Annotated in this window: 19 protein-coding genes; 2 read left to right on the plus strand and 17 right to left on the minus strand. The window is 37.2% G+C overall.

Annotation, left to right across the window (positions count from 1 at the left end; genetic code table 11):
• Positions 1 to 105: 105 nt before the first annotated feature.
• Positions 106 to 2,103, minus strand: a complete 1,998-nt coding sequence (locus KBF89_02930; protein ID MBP9115276.1) for a DNA translocase FtsK — start codon at positions 2,101 to 2,103, stop codon at positions 106 to 108.
• Positions 2,104 to 2,740: 637 nt separating this feature from the next.
• Here KBF89_02930 and KBF89_02935 point away from each other — a divergent pair.
• Positions 2,741 to 3,331, plus strand: coding sequence for a transposase (locus KBF89_02935; GenBank protein MBP9115277.1), 591 nt, complete (start codon positions 2,741 to 2,743; stop codon positions 3,329 to 3,331).
• 55 nt (positions 3,332 to 3,386) lie between these two features.
• On the opposite strand, the gene KBF89_02940 is transcribed toward KBF89_02935, so the two are convergent.
• From KBF89_02940 to KBF89_03005, 14 genes are all read right to left on the minus strand, one after another.
• The gene (locus KBF89_02940; GenBank protein MBP9115278.1) at positions 3,387 to 5,048 is read right to left on the minus strand and encodes a ribonuclease J; all 1,662 of its coding nucleotides are present in this window, start codon (positions 5,046 to 5,048) and stop codon (positions 3,387 to 3,389) included.
• Positions 5,049 to 5,058: 10 nt separating this feature from the next.
• Positions 5,059 to 6,387 (minus strand): ABC transporter substrate-binding protein, encoded by a 1,329-nt coding sequence (locus KBF89_02945; GenBank protein ID MBP9115279.1) that lies wholly within the window; start codon positions 6,385 to 6,387, stop codon positions 5,059 to 5,061.
• A 44-nt stretch (positions 6,388 to 6,431) separates the two neighbouring features.
• The gene (gene dapB, locus KBF89_02950) at positions 6,432 to 7,190 is read right to left on the minus strand and encodes a 4-hydroxy-tetrahydrodipicolinate reductase (protein MBP9115280.1); all 759 of its coding nucleotides are present in this window, start codon (positions 7,188 to 7,190) and stop codon (positions 6,432 to 6,434) included.
• 70 nt (positions 7,191 to 7,260) lie between these two features.
• Positions 7,261 to 8,625 (minus strand): S8/S53 family peptidase, encoded by a 1,365-nt coding sequence (locus KBF89_02955; GenBank protein ID MBP9115281.1) that lies wholly within the window; start codon positions 8,623 to 8,625, stop codon positions 7,261 to 7,263.
• A 123-nt stretch (positions 8,626 to 8,748) separates the two neighbouring features.
• Positions 8,749 to 9,378: a Pr6Pr family membrane protein gene (locus KBF89_02960; GenBank protein ID MBP9115282.1), complete on the minus strand. Its 630-nt coding sequence runs from the start codon at positions 9,376 to 9,378 to the stop codon at positions 8,749 to 8,751.
• Between the two features lie 314 nt (positions 9,379 to 9,692).
• Positions 9,693 to 12,203: a polyribonucleotide nucleotidyltransferase gene (locus KBF89_02965; GenBank protein MBP9115283.1), complete on the minus strand. Its 2,511-nt coding sequence runs from the start codon at positions 12,201 to 12,203 to the stop codon at positions 9,693 to 9,695.
• A gap of 404 nt (positions 12,204 to 12,607) precedes the next feature.
• The gene (locus KBF89_02970; GenBank protein MBP9115284.1) at positions 12,608 to 13,552 is read right to left on the minus strand and encodes a hypothetical protein; all 945 of its coding nucleotides are present in this window, start codon (positions 13,550 to 13,552) and stop codon (positions 12,608 to 12,610) included.
• Between the two features lie 2 nt (positions 13,553 to 13,554).
• Positions 13,555 to 13,818 carry a 30S ribosomal protein S15 gene (gene rpsO, locus KBF89_02975; protein MBP9115285.1) on the minus strand — a complete coding sequence of 88 codons (264 nt, stop codon included), beginning with the start codon at positions 13,816 to 13,818 and terminating at the stop codon, positions 13,555 to 13,557.
• Between the two features lie 102 nt (positions 13,819 to 13,920).
• Entirely contained in the window at positions 13,921 to 14,856 is a 936-nt protein-coding gene (locus tag KBF89_02980; protein ID MBP9115286.1) for a bifunctional riboflavin kinase/FAD synthetase, read from the minus strand.
• Between the two features lie 8 nt (positions 14,857 to 14,864).
• Positions 14,865 to 15,872 (minus strand): tRNA pseudouridine(55) synthase TruB, encoded by a 1,008-nt coding sequence (gene truB / locus KBF89_02985; protein ID MBP9115287.1) that lies wholly within the window; start codon positions 15,870 to 15,872, stop codon positions 14,865 to 14,867.
• A gap of 9 nt (positions 15,873 to 15,881) precedes the next feature.
• Positions 15,882 to 16,874: a bifunctional oligoribonuclease/PAP phosphatase NrnA gene (locus tag KBF89_02990; GenBank protein MBP9115288.1), complete on the minus strand. Its 993-nt coding sequence runs from the start codon at positions 16,872 to 16,874 to the stop codon at positions 15,882 to 15,884.
• Positions 16,874 to 17,290 carry a 30S ribosome-binding factor RbfA gene (gene rbfA / locus KBF89_02995; protein ID MBP9115289.1) on the minus strand — a complete coding sequence of 139 codons (417 nt, stop codon included), beginning with the start codon at positions 17,288 to 17,290 and terminating at the stop codon, positions 16,874 to 16,876. Before rbfA ends, KBF89_02990 begins: the two co-directional genes overlap by 1 nt.
• A 163-nt stretch (positions 17,291 to 17,453) precedes the next feature.
• Positions 17,454 to 19,064: an ABC-F family ATP-binding cassette domain-containing protein gene (locus tag KBF89_03000; protein ID MBP9115290.1), complete on the minus strand. Its 1,611-nt coding sequence runs from the start codon at positions 19,062 to 19,064 to the stop codon at positions 17,454 to 17,456.
• A 57-nt stretch (positions 19,065 to 19,121) separates the two neighbouring features.
• Positions 19,122 to 20,543, minus strand: coding sequence for a gamma-aminobutyraldehyde dehydrogenase (locus KBF89_03005; GenBank protein ID MBP9115291.1), 1,422 nt, complete (start codon positions 20,541 to 20,543; stop codon positions 19,122 to 19,124).
• 52 nt (positions 20,544 to 20,595) lie between these two features.
• On the opposite strand from KBF89_03005, the gene ald reads away from it, so the two are divergent.
• The gene (gene ald / locus KBF89_03010) at positions 20,596 to 21,675 is read left to right on the plus strand and encodes an alanine dehydrogenase (protein ID MBP9115292.1); all 1,080 of its coding nucleotides are present in this window, start codon (positions 20,596 to 20,598) and stop codon (positions 21,673 to 21,675) included.
• Positions 21,676 to 21,713: 38 nt separating this feature from the next.
• Here the strand turns inward: ald and KBF89_03015 are convergent, their stop codons facing one another.
• Together KBF89_03015 and infB are read right to left on the minus strand one after the other, a co-directional pair.
• The gene (locus KBF89_03015) at positions 21,714 to 22,730 is read right to left on the minus strand and encodes a hypothetical protein (protein ID MBP9115293.1); all 1,017 of its coding nucleotides are present in this window, start codon (positions 22,728 to 22,730) and stop codon (positions 21,714 to 21,716) included.
• Positions 22,731 to 22,783: 53 nt separating this feature from the next.
• On the minus strand, positions 22,784 to 25,534 hold the full coding sequence (gene infB, locus KBF89_03020; protein MBP9115294.1) for a translation initiation factor IF-2: 2,751 nt from the start codon (positions 25,532 to 25,534) through the stop codon (positions 22,784 to 22,786).
• Positions 25,535 to 25,547 lie beyond the last annotated feature (13 nt).

Raw genomic sequence — 25,547 nt, forward strand, 5'->3', positions numbered from 1 at the left:
TATGAACTGAAAGTTATAACCGACAATAAGCTAGAACTAGAGACTATCCACAAAAACACCTGTCTATATTGTACCTTTTATGGAGATTTTAAACAAATTAGGGATCTAAACAGTGCCTTCTTCTTGGGCATTTTCTAGTTCTTCAATGGTCATCATAACTACACGAGCTTTAGAACCTTCACTAGGACCTACGACACCTCGACGTTCGAGAATATCCATCAACCTACCTGCACGAGAAAAACCAATACGGAGTTTACGCTGCAACATCGAAGTTGAGCCTTGACCTGCTTTAACAACTAACTCTATTGCTTCGCTTAACAATTCATCATCATCGTCATCGTGATTAGATCCTGAACCGGAGCCACTTCCCTTGCCGGTTTCTTGAATGTCACCAATATAATCAAGTTCAGTAGTTTGGCGTCTCCAAAAAGCGGCAACTTTGCGTACACAATCTTCACTAACCCAAGAACCCTGAATACGCGAAGCCTTTGATGAACTAGCTGTAACTAACAACATATCGCCTTGTCCTACAAGTTTTTCTGCACCTGGTTGGTCAAGAATAACCCTTGAATCCTGCAAGGAAGAAACAGCGAAAGCTAAACGTGAAGGAACATTAGCTTTAATAACACCAGTAATAACATCAACACTAGGGCGCTGTGTAGCAATAATTAAATGTATACCAACTGCACGAGCCATTTGAGCAATACGAGTAACTGATGCTTCAACATCACGAGCCGCTACCATCATTAGATCATTTAACTCATCTACCACTACAACAATAAAAGGTAAACGATCATATCCTTTACCTGTTATAGGATCCGGATTATCTTTAGTAGGCAACATTCCTTGATCGAATGATTCGTTGTAACTAGTTATATCGCGTACACCTATTTCGGCACACATTTCATAACGCATTTCCATTTCACGAACAGCCCACTCAAGAGCATTCGCAGCTTTTTTTGGATTTGTGACAACTTGAGTTAACAAATGTGGAAGATCGTTATACATTCCTAACTCAACACGCTTAGGGTCAATAAGGATTAAACGAACTTGTTCTGGTGTTGTCCGCATCAATATAGAAGTAATTATTGAATTTATACAAGAAGATTTACCAGCACCAGTTGCACCTGCAATCAAAAGATGGGGCATCTTTGCAAGGTTAAGCATTAAAGATTTTCCAGAAATATCTCGACCCAATCCAACGGCTAAAGGATGTTTATCTTTTGTTGATTCAGGTGCTGCAAGTATATCTCCAAGGGTGACGAGTTGACGATCTTTATTCGGAACTTCAACACCAATTGCACTTCGTCCAGGAATTGGGGCAAGTATTCGCACATCAGCACTGGCCATTGCATATGCAATATCATGATTTAGAGAAGTAATTTTATTTACTTTTACCCCAGCGCCAAGCTCTATCTCATAACGCGTAACAGTCGGACCTGCGGTATAACCAATAACTCGAGCATCAACACCAAATTCATGAAGTGTAGATTCAAGAACTTTTCCACCGTGTTTAATAAGTTCTTTATCAATTGAATGAACAGAACTTCTTTCTAATAAAGTTTTGGGAGGTAACTTCCATGCACGAGGCTTAGGAGCTGTAGAAGCCTTAATCTCTATAATCCCGTCAGCGTCTTCCTCGTCAGCGTCTTCGACTTCTTCATCTTCTTCATCTTCTTCATCTTCTTCATCTTCAGCTTCTTCATCTTCTTCATCTTCAGCTTCTTCATCATCATCGTCTTGGTCATCGTCTTGGTCATCTTGGTCATCTTCGTTTAGGTTTTCGTCATCGTCTTGGACATCATCATCTTCTAAATCAGCCTCATCTGCATAGTCGTATTCATCATCCTCATCTGTTTCGGATTGATAATCATCCATCCCCATTCGACGAGAGCGTGAAACATTTACATCTTCTTGTTCTTCTTCATCAACAAGGTCCAGTAAATCGACTTTGCGTCCATTTTTTATTTCGTCAAGTTTCTGATAAGCAAATTCGCGCAATTGTGTTCCAATTGCAATAAAAATACCGAGAATACCTATAGCGAATAATACAATCGATGCACCAAGACTACGCAATCCGGCAACTAAAGGTTGCGCTAACATAGCCCCAATTAATCCACCAGCATCTTCTAATTCGGAAACAGATTTTCCTATTCGTGGATTTCCCGCTAAGACATGGATCATGCCCAATACACAGAGAAATATTAAAAAGGATCCGAATGCAACTCGCAGAGGTTCTACTTCACGATATTCAGCTTCCTCCACTTCCTCGTCATGATCTTCTTCATCTTTTGAATTACGAGAATTCCAAACAATCAAACCAGCAATTGTAAAAAAGGATATTGGAAATATTATGCGTGCTTGACCGAACATAAAAGCGGCAATATTTCTAAAGATTGAACCAATAACGCCAACTGAGTCTGTAAAAATAGCTAAGGTAGAAATAATACCAATCAAAAAACATAAAACTACAATTACATCATCAACATGACTAGCCATTTGATTGCTAAAAGCTTCTCTAGCTTGCCCACGTAGATTAGGTGCTTCGTGCACTTGCTTCGTATACTTACGAGACGTTGAATTAGTTGATTTTTTTCTGGTCTTCCCTGAACTTGCCATAGGTATATAGGTTAGCCCGAAAATACAGTAATTTGGTGTATATATTACAAGGTCCGTCCCTGCTAATAATTGGCAAAAGGTACAATTTCGACTGTCCTACCCTATCGGTAGTGTATAGGTTATGCCAGCTAAAAATATTGTAAAAAAATATTTCGAAAATCAGTATTACCATGTTTATAATAGAGGTGTTAATAAAGATTTAATATTTCGTGAAAACTCTGATAAAGATTTCTTATTAAAACTTTTCAATCAACGGCTTTCAAAACCAACCAATATTAACAAGACAAGAATTCTGTTAAACCCATTGGGCAAGTCAGAAATTCTGAGTTTCTGTTTATTGGACAATCACTATCATTTGCTTTTTTGGCTCAATAACGACACTAAATCAATAACAAAATTTATGCATAGTATTTTTACTTCATATACAATGTATTTTAATTTAAAATACGACAGAGTGGGGCCTCTATTTCAAAGTCGTTATAAGGCTTCTATAATAAATAATGATCCTTATCTTATCCATATCAGTCGCTATATTCATTTAAATCCAAGTGATTATGAAAATTATAAATATTCTAGCTACCAATCTTATTTAGGTGAAAATACTTATCCTTGGTTAAAAATAAGCAAAATACTAGATCTATTTAAAAATTCAGATTATGAAGAGTTTGTGAAGCTAGGAATAAAAGATCAAGATTTGTTTAAATTTGAATAAAACAAAAATGATTCATTTTGTCCGTTTTGCTAAGAGATTGCAGGGACGGACCTTGCTAAGCCTCAATGACGAGAGGTATGATGGTAGGTTTTCTACCCGTCGAATCGGAGGTTGCACTTCCAACAGCTTTACGTACAATAGCTTTTAGAGATTCAACATTACGCTCACCAGCATCAAGTGCTTTTGTGAGTTCTCTACGTACGATATCACTTGCTTTTGATAAATGTTGCGTTGAATCAGAACGTGGAACCCAGCCTCTCGTCACAACTTCAACTTCGCCCATGATTGAACCATCGCTAGAATCTACAGTAACAACACAAACAATAAGTCCATCTTCACCGAGTTGACGGCGATCACGCAAAAGAGCATTAGTAATACCACCTACATTACCATCAACATAAAGATACGCACCAGATGCACTTTCATGATCGACATGAACCTCATGTTCTTCAAAGATTACACTATCACCGTCATGGCATAATAAAACATGATCTTTATCCATTCCAGTTCGCAAAGCAATATCGCAGTGTGCTTTCATATGACGGTGCTCCCCGTGCACTGGTACAAAATATTCAGGTTGCACTAAAGATATCATTGTTGCTAGTTCATCAGCGCTAGCATGCCCCGAAACATGAATAGGTTCCATTCCATCATGTATTACAGTCGCTCCTCTTCTCATCATGCCGTTTATTATTCGGTTAACACTCATTTCGTTTCCAGGGATGGTATGAGAACTAAAAACAACACAATCAGTTTCACCAATGGTTATAAATCTTGATTGACCACTTGCTACTAGGGACAAAGCACTAAGAGGTTCTCCTTGTGAGCCAGTAGCGATTACGCATACTTTATCAGGAGTAAAATTATCAATTTCTTCTATATCAATAACATGCTTTTTTGCTATCTCATATAGTTTTAATTTTTTTGTAACTTCTAAATTAGTATGAAGAGATCTACCTAAGAATGCGACCTTTCTACCACTTGAAATCGCGCTCTCAACAATTTGGATAATACGGTGAATATGCGAAGCAAATGTAGAAACTATAATTCGTTTATCATGTTGTTCTAAAAATATTCTATCTATTGAAGTTTTTACACTGCTTTCTGAACCAGTGGTACCAGGCTTTTCCGCACCAGTCGAATCGCTAAGTAATAAGACAACATTCTTTGTTTTACCAATCTCTCCAAAACGAGCTAGATCTGTTCTTCTTCCATCGATAGGAGAATGGTCAATTTTAAAATCACCGGTATGAACAATAGTTCCAGCTTTAGTTGTATAACTAGCAGCAAAAGCATGAGGAACTGAATGTGTCACAGGTATGAATTCAACTTCAAATTTACCTATTTTTAAAACATCTCCATCATTAACTGGTTTGAGTTTTGACTTGCTCAACAAATTTGCTTCAAGTAATTTATTGCTTAATAATTCTAAAGAAAGCGGTGAAGAATATATTGGAGCATCAACTTCACGCAATAAAAATTGTAGACCGCCAGCATGGTCTTCATGAGCATGAGTAATTACTATTCCATCAATTTTATCTTTACGTTCGAATAAATAATTTAAATCAGGTAATACATAATCGATGCCCGGCATATCCGCTTCGGGAAACATTATTCCGCAATCGATTACAATGCACGATCCATCATATTCAAGAACCATGCAATTTCTACCAATGCGAGAGAGTCCGCCTAAAAATGTTACAGATAAACTTGTCAATTTATTTCCTTTATTTTCCGTACTTATATTCTGACGAATATTTATCAGCATAATTTATAGAATTTTCACCAGCTGGCATTAAATACGAAGGTTTTGTTGTTGTATACATATATATAGAATTAGGTTCAGGAACAACTCGACTTTTCGAATTTGGACCAAATTCATATGCTGGATATAATCCCTCAAAGCTTAATGTATCAACATTGCTTAAAGCTTTAGTAACACCTTCAGGCGATAGATCACCATTTGCTACAGCTTTTTCTAAAACTTGATCCATTGCCCAAGCCTGAACATAGCCTAAGATAAAATTTTGATTAGAAGTTTGATTAGGTTTAAAAATACCAATATCTTGCATCATCTTCTTCATGCCTGGTACATTTGTATCTCCCCAAGACGCACCAGAAGATACTACATAGAAATGTTCTAAAGCATACTGTCTAGTTGCTTGATCTAAAGTCAAATCAACCTCTGGAATCCAAGAAGGTGATAAACCAATAATATCAATTTTACTTGCTTTAGAGGCAAATACTTTCAATACGCTGTTAATATCATGGAACGAACCAGTAAATAAAACTGAATCACATTTTTCAGCCACCAATTTCTCAACCTTACTAGTGATATTTTCACCACTATTAAACTTTTGTTTCGAAGGATAATTAACATCATATTTCTTAACGACATAATCGATACCTGAATCTGCATCGTTCCCATATGAATCATTTAATGTCAATGAACAAACACGTATAATATTTGTATCTTTTTTAGACAAATAATAACCAACCCCATTTATAGCTTGAGTAGTATACGTATTAGCTACAGGTAGAACCAGAGGATTTCTAACCCAACTATTTGAAAAAGATGTAGGTACAATCAATTGCTTATTTTTCAATTGTTTGTTTTTTAAAGCTAATATTACATCGTCGCCCATAATCTGCTGAAAAGCAACGACCTCTTTTGATAATTCATCATATGCTGATATGGAAAGCTCCTTATCATAGCTAGATTCGTTAGCTGAGTCTTTTGAAATTAATTTGACTTTATATCTACCATCAACTCCGCCACTATAATTTTTCGCATCCCAATAGGTTTGGTTTCCTATTTTAATTACGTTACCCAAGTATCCTGAGTCACCAGACTGGGGTGTTATTACACCTAAAGAAATCATTTCCCCATCAAATCCAATTGTTTTTTTGGGATCTTTACCTTCGTTTGGTCCTAAAGTAGCACGTGTGACTTCATCGTATTTAAGAATTACCTTTTTTTTCTTTTCTTCTTTTGAACATCCCGCTAATACTAAAACACATAATATTAAGATTATTAATATATTACGCTTATACATCAACAATACCTTTCAAATAATTACTTCTTGGGGAGATTTTACTACTAATTGTTAAACAATAGGGGCGCTATTGTGAAAAGTACGTGTTTTTGATTTAAAACTTTTTCGATACTCATAATAACGCCCGGCATGAAACAAGATCTATCATTAGCATCATGTTCAATTCTTAATATTTCACCATGCGAAGATAACATAACTTGTTGATGAGCAACAGCACCAGATAGTCGCAAGGAATGTATTGGTATTTCTTTTGTTTCTATGCCAGCTTCCTCCCTTGCAACCTCTACCATGTTCGCTGTTGTAATTGCTGTACCAGATGGAGCATCTACTTTCCGTGTATGATGAGTCTCAACTATTTCTATTTCTTTAAAAAATGGTGCTGCTTTAGCACTAAACTCCATCATTAAAACTACACCTACTGAAAAATTTGGAGCAATGATTGCTTTTGCACTACTAGAATCAAAATCTTTCACTATTGTGTCTTTCTGACTTTGAGATATCCCTGTAGTACCTGACACAAATGAGATATTATTTTTAGCACAAAATATTGCTGCTTCAAAAGCTACTTGAGCTATCGTGAAATCAACAACTACATTTGGAGCTTCACAGTTAGTCAATAAAGTATCAAGATCTTTTGCAACTTCTAACTTTGAAGATTGTGCTTGTATTATTTGACCTTCGTGTGCTGGAGAAATTACTCCAGTAATTATAATTTGCTTATTGTCTTTTAAGAACGAGACTAGCTCAGTACCCATCTTACCAAAAGCACCATTGATCCAAATATTTATATTCTCTTTACTCATACTATAAGACTATTAAATAAGTAGACGTAAATTCTGTTTTTGGATAAGTTTTTCAAAATTAATCCAACAATCAGACTCTTGGATTATCAAACTTAGATATACCTGAGTTAGCTTTTTGCAATGCTTTAAATACATTTACTCTCGGCACTTTATAACCAGCAGCTTTGTCGTAAATATAGTCCCCACTTGTAACTAATATATTTTTTATTTGAGAAGAAGTTAGACCAGGATTAACTTCTTTTAATAATGCAATAGTTCCAGAGATTATAGGAGTAGCAAATGAAGTTCCATTTGCTGACGAAAAACTTCCAAATTCCGGTCTAACAATCATCAAATCGCTACCAGGAGCAACTACATCTAACTCTTTGGATGTTTGAGAAAAATCAGCTATAGTTTCATTTCCATTAGAGATTTTTGTTGCTCCAACAGAAATAACATTATCTAAACATGCAGGGAATAATATTTCATTTTTAGAAGATGAATTACCACTAGAAGCAACGATTGTAACGCCAAGTTTTACAATCGAATCAATAGTTGATTTAATTTCACTTTCAACATTACAATTCGAGAATTTACCATCACGAGGAAAACCAATTGATATATTAATTATATCTGGTGCATAAGATTTTCCATATTTTATATCAATAAGAAAGCCATTAAGTGCTTGTACTAATAACGACTGATCTAATTCACCAGCACGATTTAAGGTTACTCTTGAAAATGAAATACTGGCACCCGGCGCCACACCACCTGTAGTTATTTTCTTGCCACCAGAAATCGTTTCGCTATATCTATTTCCTGCAGCTAAATCTGTTACTGCATTCCCATGGAAACAGCCGACATCTAATTGACTACATTCAAGAAAAGCAGGTTCATTTGTATTGCACGGAGCGACTTGGGCGATTAGTCCGTAGCAGCGTTGCTCCACTACCCTACTATTTCCGTTTTGATCTAATAAAGTGTTCAAATGCGTATTGATTCCAGAGTCAATGACACCAATAACAACACCCTTCCCTGTCACAGGTTTTTTATTGGCGTTCAAAAACCTCAAACCGTTTATTGTTACTAAATGTTGTGGTTCTATTTTCGTATAATTGCCGCTTGATATCGGTTGGAATTTATTGCTACTAAGAATTGAGTAGTCTAGAGGTGAAAAGCTTGTTGCATTATTTGATTGCGGAACTTTTAGATATACTACATTTTCATTTTGATAATTTGTAGTAGCTACTTGATCAACTGTATTTGCTTTAACATTTTTTTCAGAACTCGCTAGTGTTAGTTTTGCTTTTGAATCTTTTATTGTAGTTTTTTGATTAACAGCAAAAGCTCCCATAGCATTTAAAGCACCAAAAATTAATCCGAGAAATAAGATTATATAAACAAACATTTTCTTAGAAAATGATGTAGAAAAATTTGCATGGGGAGAATGGGTCATTACGGCTATTATTAACCAGAATCACGCGAATAAACAGTCTTGACAATTAACAAAACGAAAGAGGTATCTTTTTTGTACTTATATTATAAGAATATTTAAGAAAAACGTTATATTCTAGATAATTTATTGAATTTTAATATCTCTTTTTGTGTTACATATATAATAAATTCCATATCCAAAAAAAAGAAATCCAGCTGTAATTGCAAGTGAATATTTAAGAACTCCTAAATATCCTCCAACTATATTTGGATCAAGAAAATCATACGGATACCAATTCACTATTGTTCCGCGAATTAAAGAGTACGCAACAAATACTATAGGGAATATAAGCCATAACAAGGTTTTTTTATATTCGAATTTCTTAACAGGTCTATCAATTGCAAAATCTATTATTAAAACCAAGGGCATAATACGGTGCAATATTAAATTTGAGTTGGAAATAGTCAAATATTGATATCCACCACCTCGCTCTATTAAAGCATAATAGACGATTCCTACAATAATTAAATAAGTTGTATTCATGCCACGCAAGTAGTCAATTCGTGAATTTATTTTATCATTATATTTATATGCGCTCAAAATTAGAACAGTACCAGCAAATAGATTGCTTAAAATTGTAAAGAGTGAAAAATAGTCTGTTATTCGAAATCCAAAAGCTCCAATAGAACTTGCCAATTGCCAAATAATTACAACTATGGGTAAAACACCAAAGGGAACTTTATAAAGTGAATTTAGTTTTAAAATATTTGACATAAGGATTTATATCTTATCCTAAATCTAAAATGCGTGGTAATCTAAATATTACGATTTAGGTTCATTCAAGATTGGAGCACAATAACTTCAAACGCTCCAACATCTAGAAAAGATGTTATATCTAGAGCAACAAGTTGCAGAGATGTTGTAGAAAATGCAGCCATGGAAAGAGAGTTTGATACTACTGCCTTTATGGATGATCATGAAGCATTAAAAATACCATCGTTAATATTTTTGAAGTGTTGTACTCTTGAGGTGAACATACGCAACCGCTCGCGGTGAGTACCGAAAGCGGAGCGAGTGTATAGTGATCTCTAGCGACGGTTATTGTTATTATTTCGTCGTTTATTATCGTTTCTAGGACGACGTGGTTCTTCTGGACCAAGATCTCCATATTTTTCTTTCATTTCTACATCTAGAAAATCTGAAAAACTAGCAAAGTCTCTGTCTTCATCATTCGAAGCTTTCGATCGAGAAGATTTAGGTTCGCTATCTGAATCACTTGAAGAATTACCGCGAGTACGTGTGCGTGTTTCTCTATTACCTGGAGCTTTAGACTCTGAATCGCGAGATTCACGTGGTTCACGTGGTTCGCGAGCAGCTTTTGGCTCACCGCTATCTCCTTCATCATTGTTTTCGAATCCGTCACCTACTGGTGTTAGCGAAACTTTACCACGGTCATCCATATCGTCAACGCGAACATCAAAAATATCTCCAACGTTCATCACGTCTTCAACATTATTGATACGTTGTCCATTACCCATTTTTGAAATGTGTACAAGACCATCACGACCAGGAAGTATGTTTACGAAAGCGCCGAACTTAGTTGTACCTACAACAGTACCTTCATAAACTTTTCCAATTTCAGGAATTGGTGGGTTAAGAGCAAGGTCGATCATTTCTTTAGCTTTATTGACCATCTCTGATTCAAGACCACCAATAGTTACGATACCTTTACCATCTTCTCCATCACCAACATTTATGTCACAGCCAGTTTCAGCTTGTACAAGTTGAATGTTCTTACCCTTAGGCCCAATAACTTCGCCGATCTGATCCCCTTCGATTTCAAAAGAAATAATCTTTGGAGCAGTAGTACCAACATCTTGTCGAGGAGCTGCAATAGTTGCATCCATTACATCGAGAATTGCTAAACGAGCAACTTTAGCTTGAGCGAGTGCGTTACCCAAAACTTCCGCAGGAATACCATCAATTTTAGTATCAAGTTGTAGAGCTGTAATACAATCTCGAGAACCTGCAACTTTAAAGTCCATATCGCCAAATGCATCTTCTGCACCAAGGATATCTGTAAGAGTTACATATTTCCCATCTTCGTATATTAGACCCATTGCAATACCAGCAATTGGAGCAGCAATCGGTACACCGGCATCCATTAGCGCGAGAGAAGAACCACAAACACTAGCTTGAGATGTTGAACCGTTTGATGCAAGAACATCAGAAACAACACGCATAGTGTAAGGCCATTCGATTTGATCTGGCAAAACACCAACAAGTGCACGTTCAGCCAAAGCACCATGACCAATTTCACGTCGTTTTGGAGAGCCAACTCGACCAACTTCACCAACAGATGATGGTGGGAAGTTATAGTGATGCATATAGCTCTTAGTTGTTGTTGTCGTAATAGCGTCAATCATCTGTTCCATACGAGGCATGCCCAAAGTAGCTACAGATAGTACTTGAGTTTCTCCACGTTGGAAAAGTCCTGATCCGTGTGCTTGGCCTAGAATTCCAACTTCTGCACTTATTGGACGAAGTTCGTCAAGTTTACGACCATCGATTCTAGTTTCGCTATCAACAATCGATTGGCGAACAATTTGTTTTTGTAATTTACTGAATGCGTTCTTAACAAATTTTGCATCATTAACAAACTCACCTGGAGCTTCAGTAGTTCCACAAAGTTTTTCGACAAGTTCAGCTTTGATTTCATCTAGACGCAAAGTACGATCATGCTTATCTGCAATAACCATTGCTTTATTAGTATCATCACCAACAGCAGCTTTTACTGCTTCCATTATTTCTGGCGTGTAATCAACATTTGGAGTATAAACAATAGCCGCGATTGGGCCATTTTCTGCTTCTACTGCTATTTTTAGATCACGTTGAATTTTTATAGCAGCACTAATCCATTTTTTAGATTCGTCAAGACCTTCTATAAGTACATCTTCAGAAATTTTTGGAGCTCCAGCAGCAATTTTTTTGAAAGCTCCAGGTGTAGCACCAGCTTCAACCATCATGATTGCAACATCGCCATTGTCTAGTTCACGACCGGCAACAACAAGTTCAAAAGTTGATTCAGCACCTTGTTGGTAGGTTGGGTTAGCAATCCATTTACCGTCGAGATGAGCTAAACGTGTAGCACCAATAGGACCTTCAAAAGGCATACCTGAAATATGTAATGCTGCTGATGCAGTATTAATTGAAATGATATCGTGTGGATTGACTAAGTCAACACCAAGAATTGTTGAAACAATTTGTACTTCATTTCTAAAATCTGCAGGAAATGCAGGACGTAAAGGTCGATCTGTTAAACGACATGTAAGAATTGCATCTTCACTTGGGCGACCTTCGCGACGGAAGAATGATCCAGGAATTTTACCTGCAGCATACATACGCTCTTCAACGTCAACTGTTAGTGGAAAGAAATCTGTTCCTTCGCGTGCAGGTGCTGTAGCAGCAGTTGAAAGAAGTTCTGTACCTTCTACTTTTGTGTGCACAGATGCAACTAGATTTGCGAAACGACCAGTTTCCATAGTCATTGTTAGACCGTCGGCGTTAATTACACCAGTGGCTGATATTGGTTTACTCATTTGTTATATCCCTTTCGATATAAAAATAAATGATCGAAACGAGATTTGATTTTCAGTGGTCAACCTAAGAATTTACACTAGGTGATATTTCTAGAGGAAATTTTTGAGATTCACAACTGACAACCGAGTATCTCGCATCGGATTTACTTTAACTCACCTCATGTGAGCTTTTTCTTTGTTTATTTACAAATACCATACTAACAGATCTACTGCCGTTTAACAGTTTTAACCAGTTGAAACAACAAAAAAGTATAGTTTTTGTGATAATACCTTTAGACTTGACATAGATAAAAGATTCAAATTACATTGATTTACAAAATGTAGGAGTTAATATTGTCCCTGGGATCATTTTCCTGTAAGAAATATTCGAAAAATATTATATTGAAATTAAAAAAGTAACATAATTAGGCATCAACCCAAGGTGGCTCAGCACCGATTTGTGAACATGTATGCGTTGCCAGAGAAATTCCAGCATCGAGCATATCTCTTAATTGTTCGAGTGTTAGTTCGCTAATTAGTTTAGTCGTTAAAAGTTCTTCATCCATTAGCCATTTCATTATGCCTGCGTTGAATGTATCTCCAGCGCCCACTGTGTCTGCCCCATCGTTTTTAATGGCAACTTGAGCAGGACGAAAAGCTACATGTTTTGAAGTGTAGGCATAAGCACCAATACTTCCATCGCTTATAGAAACAAGCTTTGCGCCACTATCTAAAAAACGTTTTGCAACTTGTTCGATTGTAGTTTCTGGGTATAACCAAATTATATCTTCTGTACTAGCACGAACAATACTTGACTGGCTTGCCCAACGCTCTATACGCTCAAGAGCTAGTTTTGTGTTATCTCCAATAGCATCAGCACGTACATTAGGATCAAAAACTATTAAATGATCTTCGGAAAATTTTTCAAACAATGCGTCAAATGCAGTAGCCATTGAATCCACGCCAAGAGAAAAAGACCCACAAGTTGAAATGATATCGTTAGGCAATATTCCTTTTACAATCATTTCTGGCGTCCATGTTCCTTGCGAACAACCCTCTATATAAAAACGGTAACGTGCATCACCCTGAGCATCAATAGTTGCCATTGCCAATGTCGATGGTTCTTGGACAACTTTTAATAGTGAAGTATCAACACCGGAAGATTCTAAATGTGCACGAGTTAAATTTCCAAAACCATCACTAGATATTGGAGTTAGACTCGCGACATTACAACCTTGTCGTCCTAAAGCTAGCGCTACAATTATTGAACTTCCGCCAGGAACAGGTCTGTACGATCCGTCCTTTTGAAGAATCATATCGATCGTTGCTTCACCTACTGTGATAACTCTCGGATACGATTTCGATATCATGCTTAACGGCGAAGACCGAGCTTCGCAATAATTTCACGGTAACGTGCAACGTCAACATCTTTTAGGTAATCAAGTAAACGACGACGACGACCAACCATCATAAGCAGACCACGACGAGAGTGGAAATCTTTTTTATGCGATTTAAGGTGACCAGTTAAATGCTCGATACGGCTTGATAAAAGTGCTATTTGTACTTCTGGTGATCCAGTATCAGTTTCATGTAGTTTGTGTTCGTTAACTACGTCTTGTGTTGGTTTTAATGCCATTATATTATTGCTCCTATATTCACCGGTGAGACTGTCTTTACCGAAAATAACGGCGTGTATCAGGCGGTGAAACCTGACAGGAAAATATTATAGTCTAAGAATTTATATTTTCACAATTTGGCGAGTTTTATCGCAATCTAGATCAATCTGGCTAATCAAATCAGTTATAGATGAAAATACTAGCTGGTCTCGCAATTTCTCTTGAAATATCACAGAAATAGTCTCAAAATAAATGTCTTGATTGAAATCTAAAATATGTGCTTCGATCACTCTCACATTATCATCATGGAAAGTAGGTCTCACTCCAACAGAAATAGCACTTTTATACAATTCCCCTTTTACAATAACGGAACCTGCGTAGACACCGTCACTAGGAATTGCAATATTGGAATCGACTTGCATATTTGCAGTTGGATAACCTAATTCTCTACCTTTATGATCTCCGTGAACAACGATTCCCGTTATTTCATGAGGTCGACCTAAATACTTTCTTGCTACAGACACGTCACCAACAGAAATATACTGTCTGATTAGAGTTGACGAAATACATTGTTGACCTACTGTATTTTCCGCTTCTACAAGATTTACTGGAATGACTTCATAGCCATATTGATCTGACATTTCCTCTAGAAGTTGTACATTGCCTTTACGATCGTGGCCAAATGAAAAATTTTCTCCTATACAGATAGCTTTTCCGTTTAATTGATCTACAAAAACATCCTTAATAAAATCATTAGCTTCTAGGTGGGCAACAGCAATATTAAAATCTATTAATAATATATTATCGATCAAGCCGGTTTCTTCTAATAATTCGAGCTTCTTTTTTGTAGAAGTTAACATTTTTGGTGCACGTTGAGGATTCAGAATACTCAATGGATGTTTATTAAATGTAACAACAGTAGTCTGCAAGCCTTTTTCTTTAGCAATATTATTAACAGTTTTTAATAGCGCTCGATGACCAAGATGCACACCATCAAATACACCTAGAGTGATTGCACTATCCGATGTTAATTTTGTCTGATCATATATTATTTCCATTTAATCAATTATAGGTCTAAGAAAATGACACAACGAGACTTAAGTAGCTGAGTTTTATAATCGAATGGTTTGGTTTCTGGAGGTGGTGCGTCTGCGATCTCTTGTTCGACATCATCATTATAAGGATTATCATACATTGCGATTAATTTTCTTGGAAGTTCGCCTAATCCTACAAAGTATTGATCTGATTCGGCTTGAAGTTCATTCGCCTGAGCTTCGTTTAGTCTCAATAATTGACCTTTATAAATATGATCAACTTGATTTTCATCAAAAATTAATGTTTTATAATGAGATAACGCTTTTGCTGGATCACACATAAACTGAAAAGGATCATCAGCTGATGCTAATTCTTCGAGTGTGATCAAATTTTCTTGAGCAATGGTGCCGCTCTTTATTCTTCTAAGGTTCGATAAGTGTGCAACTCCCCCAGCTTCAACAGCAATATCTTCTGCAAGCGTCCTGATATAAGTACCAACAGAACAAATAATTTCAAGTGTTGCATGAGATGAGGCCTCACCCAAGGGATCAGTACTCGGACCGCTTAAAATTTTTATTGAATATATTTCAACCGAACGAACTTTACGCTCGACTTCTTTTCCAGCTCGCGCATATTTATATAAAGCTTTACCATCAACCTTTACAGCACTCGTCATTGGTGGAATTTGATTTATAATGCCAACGAACTCTCTGCATGCTTTTTCCAATACTTCTAAATTTAGTCCAGACATGTCAACTGTTTCGATGATATCGCCTTCAACATCACCAGTAGTAGTTTTTTCACCAAATTTTATCTCTGCAATATATGTTTTTATGCCAGATTGAACGTAATCTAATAGACGAGTTGAAGTACCCACACCCATTGCCAAAACGCCAGTAGCCATAGGGTCAAGCGTACCGGCATGACCTATTTTTTTAGTATTGAGAATTTTACGCATTTTTGATACAACATCATGACTTGTTATCCCATAATCTTTGTCGATAAAAAAGAATCCAGAAGGTAACAGTTTTTCAGTCACAACAACCTTTTATTTACTTCGTGCTAAGACAATTAAATTCTTTAGCTTGATTAAAATGTCATCGATACTGTTGGTTGATGAAAAACCTGCGGCATATCTATGACCGCCACCTCCAAAGCTAGAAGCAATATCACAAACATCAATTTTGCCAATCGATCTCATAGATACTCTATAATCGCCGGGTTCAAATTCTTTTATCATGCATGCTACATCAGCTTCGCGACTACGTCTCACTAATTCTATTAACCCTTCAACTTCATCGTATGAACATCCAAATTCTTCACGCATTTTTACAGTAACAAACGAATAGGCAAAATTAGTATCATTATCGTATTGCATTACATCAAGCACACGTCCCGCTAGTTTCATTAGCGAATATGAATCTTCTTCTGTAAGTGTGCGTGATAGAAAAGCTATATCAACATCAAATTCACTCAATATTTTTGCCTGTTCAAAAACTACTGGTGTTGTACTCGAGAATTGAAATCGTCCTGTGTCGGTAAGTAATGCAATATACAAGCAAGTTGCAATATCATCATTCAACGAGATACTACAAAAATCTAATATTTCTTGAACAACAGAACCAGAACTTGCAGCATTGACATCAATAATATTGACATCACCAAAATTTTCATTTGAGAGATGGTGATCAACATTGATAAATGTTTTAGCACGAGATATTAAATCTTCGAGCCCGTTCAAACGAGATTTAGAACCGCAATCAAAAGTCATAACAATGTCAAAAGTTTTATTTGTATCAATAGTATTTGACGGCACTACCAACTTCTCTAAACCAGGAATTGTTGCATTTAGGGAATAGGACAAAACGAACGGGTCAGGAAAAGTAACAACTACTTTTTTACCGATTGAATTTAAAGCATGAGCCATAGCCATAGTCGAACCAAGCGCATCGCCGTCTGGGTGTATATGACATGTCAATAAAAAAGTATTTGAATTCTCTAAATGTTGTTTCACTTCTTCAAGCAATAAAGCATCTAGCATTACTTGGACTTTCTGATTGGTTGATCATCGGCATCTAAACCATCGTCGCGTACTGCAATCTTGTCAACATGAGAATGTACTTTTTTAATTAGTACCTCTATTTTTTGTCCTTCTTCTATTGAAGGGTCTACTTTGAAATGAATATCAGGCATATATTTTATGCGAATTTCTTGGCCCAATTTCTTCTTTATTTTTCCTTTATATTTATCTAATGCAATTAAAGCTAAATCAGTGCGAGTGTCATCTCCTAATACTGATATATAGATATCGCCATGTCGAAGATCTGGAGAAATACTCACCCCTGTAACCGTACACAGTTCAAGATCATCATCATCTAATTCTTCTAGTTCCTGAGCAATAACTTTATGTACTAATGAATTAACTCGTGACATTCTTGAAAATGGCTTATTTGACATATCTTAATTTTACTTTCCTATAAGTCGCGATTAGGAGTTCAAGTGTATCTCCTGCAATGATATAGTCATAAATTACTCTTGGCAGTTCACTATATTCATTTTTCACTTCAGCATCTGCTGCCTTATCAAATATTGCAAAATTATCTGAACTATATACAAAGAGCTATTTCTCTTCTATAGAATTTACTAATTCAGGCGCAAAATGCGACACCAAACCATCAGGCAAATGAATTACTCTTGTAGGCGCTAATTGCATAACAAAATCACTATCATGTGAAACTAAAATTATTGTTCCCTCATAAGACTGTAAAGCACCTAATAGTGCTTCTATAGAACCTGGATCAAGGTTATTCGTAGGCTCATCAAGTAATAATACGTTTGCATCACTTACCATTAATCGAGCTAATGCAAGTTTTGTTTTTTCTCCACCAGATAAAGTACCAGCAGGTTGATCAGCAATGTCTCCATATAAGCCAAAGTGTGCCAGTACAGAACGTAACTCTGCTGTAGGCATGCGAGGTGACGCTTCCACCATATGTGCTAAAACATTTTTTGTAGCGATAATATCTTCGTGTTCTTGCGCATAAAAACCTAGCTTAGCTTTTGTTCCAGGCTTAACGGTTCCACCTTCACGATCGTACATTCCCATAATCGATCTCAATAATGTAGTCTTACCAGCACCATTTTTACCGTAGATTAAAATGAAATCTCCACGTTCAACAATTAAAGAAACATTACCGAATATTTTCTTATTTTCGAAAGATTTAGAAACATCTTTTACTGTTAAAGCAATATCACCACATCTGATAGGTGAAGGAAAATTAAAGTTAATTGCACGAGGTTTAACTTTTGGAGCTTTATCCTTTAAAGCAGTTGCTAAATTATCGATACGACGTTGCAACATCTTTCGTTTTGCCGCATGTGATGCATTTCCTTTTGCAAACTTTGCTTTTGTATCGCTAAGCCTTCCTGCTTCTTTCATGATTACAGCACTTTGCCGTGCACGCATTTCTTCACGCTCTTCGCTTGATACTAAATACTGTGAATACGTTCCATTGTATTGCTCCATACGTCCATCAACTAGCGCTAAAACCCTTGTTAGTGAAGTATCCATTAATGCAATATCATGACTTACAACTAAAACTCCCGATTCTGTTGATGAAAGAAAATCCATAACAAACTTTTTTGCTTCAATATCTAAATGGTTTGTAGGCTCATCGAGTATTAAAACTTCTCCACCTTTTAATAAAAGCTTCGCAAGCTCAACCTTACGTCTTTGCCCTCCACTCAAATTCTCCAGATCATTAAGTAGCATTTCATCGTCAATGCCGACACCATGTGCCATTTTTTCAACATCAGAATTTATTTCGTATCCACCGTCATGTTGAAATTTCTCTTGCAAATCAGAATACTTATGTACGGCTTTCATTTGCTCATCTAGATCATCAACATTTGCATCGATCTCAAAATGAACTTTTTCTAACTCTAATTCCATAGGTATTAAAGGGTGACTTAAACGAATATAATCGTATACGCCTTTAGCATCTTGCGAACCCGCCCGCACTTCTTGACGCAACCATCCATAAGAAGTACCCAGGTCTATATTTCCACTAGTTTTATCAAATTCACCTGAAATAGTTTTTAAAATAGTTGTTTTGCCAGCACCATTTTTACCAATAAGCGCTACTTTATCGCCAGGACCAACTCTAAACGAGCCGTCACGTATAAGGGTTCTATCCCCAATTTCAATAGTTAGATCATCAACAATAAGCACCGAGAGAGTTTAGTGCTTAAAGTATATACTCGGCGAAAAGATATTATAAATAGATTATTAGTGACGGATCATCACATGCTTAAGTTCAGTGTAATGTTCAATTGCATAGATTGACATATCTTTACCATAGCCACTTTGCTTGAATCCACCATGGGGCATTTCTGAAACTATTGGTATGTGGTCATTAACCCAAACACAACCAAATTTTAGAGCTTTTGTCACTCTCATTGAACGACCAACATCACTTGTCCAAACAGAGGAAGCTAGGCCATAATCAACATCGTTTGCCATTTCAACACCTTGTGCTTCACCGCTAAATTTTTGTACTGAAATTACAGGACCAAATACTTCGCGTTGAACTATCTCGCTGTCTTGATTAGGGTTAGCAATAATAGTTGGTTCATAAAAATAGCCTGCGCCATCAATTTTCTTTCCACCAGCAATAACTTCTGCACCTTCGCTAACAGCACGATCAACCATAGATTCAACACGCTCTTGTTGTTCTTGTGAAATTAAAGGTCCAACGTTAGTATTCTCATCACTTGGATCACCAGTAACCAAAGCGGAAACCTTTTCCGATAATTTAGCAATCAGTTCGTCATAAATTTTTTCGTCAGCCAAAACACGACAAGGAGCAGTACAGTCTTGACCAGAATTATAATATCCCATATCTGTCAATGTTTGTGCAGCTAATTCAATGTCAGCATCTTCAAAAATAACAACTGGAGCTTTACCACCAAGTTCTAGATGAACACGTTTTAATGAATCTGCGGCATTTCGTGCAATTATCTTACCTGTATTTACATCGCCAGTAACAGAAACCATTGCAACATCAGTGTGTTTTACTAAAGCATCACCAAGAGTTTCACCTTGGCCAGTTATAACATTAAAAACTCCAGGAGCAAAAATGTCTTTTGATAATTCTGCCAACTTCAAAGCACTTAAGGGTGTTAGTTCGCTTGGTTTTAAGATAAAAGTATTACCAGCGGCCAAAGCTGGACCAAATTTCCAAGTAGCCATATTCAAAGGATAATTCCAAGGAGCTATACCAACGCATACACCTAAAGGCTCACGACGTAAATACGATGTGTGGTCTTCTAGATATTCACCAGATCCTTGTGTCGGCATTGTTCTACATGCTCCTGCAAAAAATTTTAGATTATCTACAGTAAGATCAAATTCAAATTCAATAATTGAGATAGGCTTACCAACATTTTGTGATTCAATTTCTTTTAATTCATCCAAATTAGCTTCAACAACTTGCGCAAGAGCATAAAGTGCCTCACTTCGCTCTCGTGGAGTCGTATTCCCCCATGTCTCAAAAGCAGCTTTGGCACAAGCAACTACATTATTTGCATCTTCTTTATTAGATGAAGGGACTTTTGCCAGGATTTGACCAGTTGCAGGATTGATAACATCATCAGTTTCACCACTAGTTGAATCAACAAATGCTCCGTTTATAAAGTTTTGATTTATCATCTTTTTGTCTCCAATGAATATTTTTTGTGTTTCTTGTGACTAGTCTAGAGCTATGACAAAACTTAGTGTAGGCATTCCAAAAGAAATAAAGAAAAACGAAGGACGCGTTGCCATTACGCCAGATGGAGTTTCAGAACTAATTAACAACGGTATAGAAGTATACGTTGAAAAATCAGCAGGCAAGGGTGCGAGTATCTATGACGATGCTTATATTGCTTCTGGGGCAAAGATGTGTGATGCATCTACTGCATGGTCGCAAGATTTAGTTGTAAAAGTAAAAGAACCCCAAGCTAGCGAATTTCAATATTTTCGTGACGACTTAGTCTTATTCACTTATTTACATTTAGCAGCATATCCAAATGTTGCGAAAGCACTTTGTGAAAAGAATGTTACTGCATTTGCTTATGAGACCGTAACTGTAAATAATGCTCTACCCCTCTTAGCTCCAATGTCTGAAATAGCAGGACGTCTTGCTGTACAAGTTGCATGCAGATTTCTAGAAAGTCCCCAAGGTGGCCGTGGCATATTAATTTCTGGTGCTCCTGGCGTATCTCCTGCAAAAATTGTGGTTTTAGGAGCAGGACATGTTGGTGTTAATGCAGCATTACTAGCAAGTGCACTTGGCGCCAATGTAGAAATATTTGACATAAATCTTGATAGGCTTCGCGAGATAGATTTAATGTTTCACGGGAAAATTACTACTCGCGCATCTTCACACGGATCAATATCTGCATCTATTAAAACTGCTGATTGTGTCATTGGCGCTGTACTTGTTCCTGGAGGACGCGCTCCAATAGTCGTTGATGAAGATATGGTCAAAACAATGATGCCAGGTTCAGTAATTGTTGATACAGCAATTGATCAAGGGGGATGCATATCTACAAGCCACGAAACTTCACATACAGAGCCAACTTATGTTTTACATGATGTTGTTCACTATGCTGTAGGAAATATGCCTGGTGCAGTTAGCCATACTTCTACTTATGCTTTGACTAATGCAACGCTTCCATTTATTGTTGCAATTGCAAGGTTGGGCATTGATGATTCAATCAAAAATAAGGTAGGACTACTTGAAGGTTTAAATACTAGAGATGGCCAAGTTGTTAACAAGATAGTTAAAGCAACTTTGTAGTTTCTCATTTTTTCTCAGACTGATTACTTCATATAGCTTTAACCTGTTAATCCAGAACGGATTTGATTTACCAGATAATCACGGTTAATTTCTATGCGGACAGAACCTAAAGGTATAACAGCAAGGATTCCAGGTGCAGAAATCGTTGCGATTTGAGCAGTCCAAATCACACCAGTAGAGACTTTGTACAAACCCTTAGTTCTGAAATTATAAACTGTAAAAGGATTTGAATAAGATGATTCTTCAATTATACCACTTGCATTCGGATGCAACATTGCTAAAGTTTTCAAATTTTTCTTAGGTGAAGTTAAGTTTATTTGAACACTTGATACTAATGCTGTTGTCTTAACAGTGAATCCGCTTGGCAAAACTATGTTTCTTTGTATTGCTTGTCCATCTGGAAATTGTGCCCAAAATTTTGATGGTATTCCAGTTACACCTGGTGAAGCAGGTGCTATGTACACTCCCGAATTGGATGATGAATCTATAAAATTTTGGTTAAAAACACTATTCCATATTTGAGCATAAGTTGGTGGAATTGAATACTTAGGTGCAGGTGAGCCTGGTGTTGTTGATTTACACCACATGATGTCACCAATTTCTTCACCTGTTGATCGAGAATACATTAGACCAGAGTGGATCAAACCTGGGGTTGTAGAAATTTCAGTTTTTGGGATAATGACAATTTCTCCATCTTGAATTCCATCCGCATAATTAAAAGTATTCGGATTACAAGATTCTCGTCCTTCGATAGTTTGGTTCTGCTCATTGACCATATCTACTTTTGCTTCAGCTACAACATAGATAAGTGGTGAAGCTTTAGATGGGTTTGTTGAATTGTTGCCCTTAATGTGTACTCCTGGCCCAATATTGATAGATGTTGAAATTGATACAGATTTACCGTCAGCACCAGGAGCAAAATGGCTTTCTATTTTTGGATCTATATCTGCAAAAGCAACACTAGAAAATGACAGTGAAAACAGGAGAACTATTAAAAGAAAAATCTGCTTCCCTGCACTCATATTTACTAATCTAGCAATCTTTTCAAAGATCATGCAAGATAAATTTACATCAAGAAGAACTCTAAAGCTAAAGGTCTACTAGAGGTTTAGAGTTCTCGAGCTACTTCTTTTTCATCATAAGTTTCAATGATATCGCCAGGTTTTAGATCAGTAAAGTTTTCTAGACCAATACCACATTCGAATCCATCTTTTACTTCTTTTACATCATCTTTACCACGACGAAGAGAGATTAATTGACCATTCCAGATGACTACCCCATCGCGCAAGAAACGTACTTTCGAACCACGAGAGACTTGACCAGATTGTACGTAACAACCAGCAATCTTTCCAAGTTTAGGTACGGAGAATATTTCACGAACTTCAGCTTCACCTGTTACAAATTCTTCAACAGTTGGAGTCAACATACCGCTAAGGGCCATAGTCATATCATCAAGCACTTTATAAATAATTTCATAAAGTCGCAAATCGATACCAGCTGACTCAGCCATCTCACGAGATTTACGATCAGGACGAACATTGAAACCAATAATTATCGCATTTGAAACTTGCGCTAAAGTAACATCACTTTCAGTGATACCACCGACAGCACGATGAACAAAAGAAATACGAACTTCTTCGTGATCTTTATCTAATTTCTTTAATGAATCAGTCAATGCTTCGAGAGAACCTTGTACATCAGCTTTCAAAATAATATTTAAAGTTGCAACTTCACCACGTGCAACAGATGTAAATACGTCTTCAAGACGCCCACCAGCAGCAAAGCTACCAGAACGCAAAGTATTTGCAATACGTCTACGTCGATCTCTTGCATCAGCAATAGTCCTTGCGACTCTATCATTTTGCGCAACACGCAATTGGTCGCCTGCCATTGGTACAGCTGATAATCCTAAGACTTCAACAGGCATAGATGGCGGTGCATCAATTACACTTTGGCCATCATCGGTAAACATGGCTCGAACTTTACCCCAACCAGAACCAGCAACAACCATATCTCCCACATGAAGAGTTCCACGCTCAACAATTATGGTAGAGACAGGACCACGACCTTGATCTAAATGTCCTTCAAGGACAATAGCGCGAGCGTTGCCTTCTGGATTTGCTTTTAATTCTTCAACATCAGAAACCAAAACTATAGCCTCGAGTAGATCTTCCATACCTTGGCCTGTTTTTGGAGAAACGTCAACAAACATTGTTTGTCCACCCCACTCTTCAGGAACTAATTCATATTCAGTCATCATCTGACGAACTCGGCCTGGATCTGCATCTTCAAGATCTATTTTTGTTACTGCAACAATAATAGGAACTTGTGCATCTTTTGCATGATGGATAGCTTCAATTGTTTGAGGTTTTACACCATCATTTGCAGCACAAACAAGTATTGCAACGTCAGTAGCATTGGCACCACGTGCTCGCATTTGGGTAAAAGCCTCATGACCTGGAGTATCGATAAATGTTATAGCTTTATTATTATGAGTAGTTTGATACGCACCTATATGCTGAGTAATACCACCACTCTCACCGCTCACAACATTAGTTTTTCGAATCGCATCTAAAAGCGAGGTCTTACCATGATCTACATGACCCATTACAGTAACAATTGGTGGACGAGGCACCATTTTTTCTTCATCGTTTTCACCAATATCATCAAGTAGCAAACTCATAAGTTCAAGTTCTGCTTCTTGACCAGCTTCAACAATGAGTATTTTTGCTCCCAATTCTTCAGCAATCAACTCGATCATTTCATCGGCCAAAGATTGTGTAGCTGTTAACATTTCACCAGCAGCGAACATCATTTTTACAAGATCCGCAGTTGTTCTATTTAACATTGGTGCAAACTCTTGAACAGTTACACCAGAAGTAACAATTATTTCGCCTTCAGGAATAGGAGCATTTTCAGGTGTTAAACGATCGGTAGGAGTAATATCATCCTGACCGCGACGACCTTTTTTCTTCTTTTTCTTTCCTCCGCCAGGACCACCACGATTAAAGCCACCAGGACCACCGCGATTAAAGCCACCAGAATTAGGACGACCTTTACCTCCACGAGGAGCACCACCAGATGGTGGGAAATTTTGATTAGGAGTAGGAAAAGATATTTGACCAGCTCCAGCTCCACCAGGACCACGAGATGTACCTGAATTATCTCTGTCTGTACGATTTCCAGGAGCACCTCTACCTTGTGGTGGGATAACCATCCTTCGACCAGGTGGTGGAGGTGGAATAGCAGGTCCTCGACGCATTGTTGGGTTCGCGCCCGGCATTGAAACACGAGCTACGGCCTTTGCGATTTCTTCTTCCTCTTTTAATGTTTCGTTAATTCGGTCTTTTGTTTCAGCATCATTTCCAATAGTAACAACACCAGCAGAACGAACAACATTTGAACGAACTGAACCAGTGTTCTTATCTGTGCTTTCTTCTTCTAGTGAAATTTCTTTTACCGGAACATCTTCTTTTTGTGCACGAATTTTTGCAATACGCGCTTTTTCGCTCGCTATTAGATCTTTGGCTTCTTGTTCTTTACTAGCTTTTGATTTAGTCTGCATAGCAGGATTTACAATTTTTTTCGTAGGTGAAGACACCGCTACTTTTTTAGCTACAGTTGTTTTTTTAGCGGGCGCATCATCTGTAATGGGGTCTTTTCGCATACCCTTGGAATCACATAGTCGTCTAACTCGATCAGCCGATGGCCCATCGATAGATGATGAATGACTCTTGACGCCGATTTTTAATTCACCAGCAAAGTCAATTATATCTGAGTTCTCTAAACCCAGCTCTCTAGCTAGTTCATATACTCTTACTTTTTTATTAGCCACGGATCCCCTTATCGGTGTGAGCATTTAGCCCACCGTG

The sequence above is a fragment of the Acidimicrobiia bacterium genome (assembly GCA_018057765.1).
Taxonomy (GTDB): Bacteria; Actinomycetota; Acidimicrobiia; order IMCC26256; family JAGPDB01; genus JAGPDB01.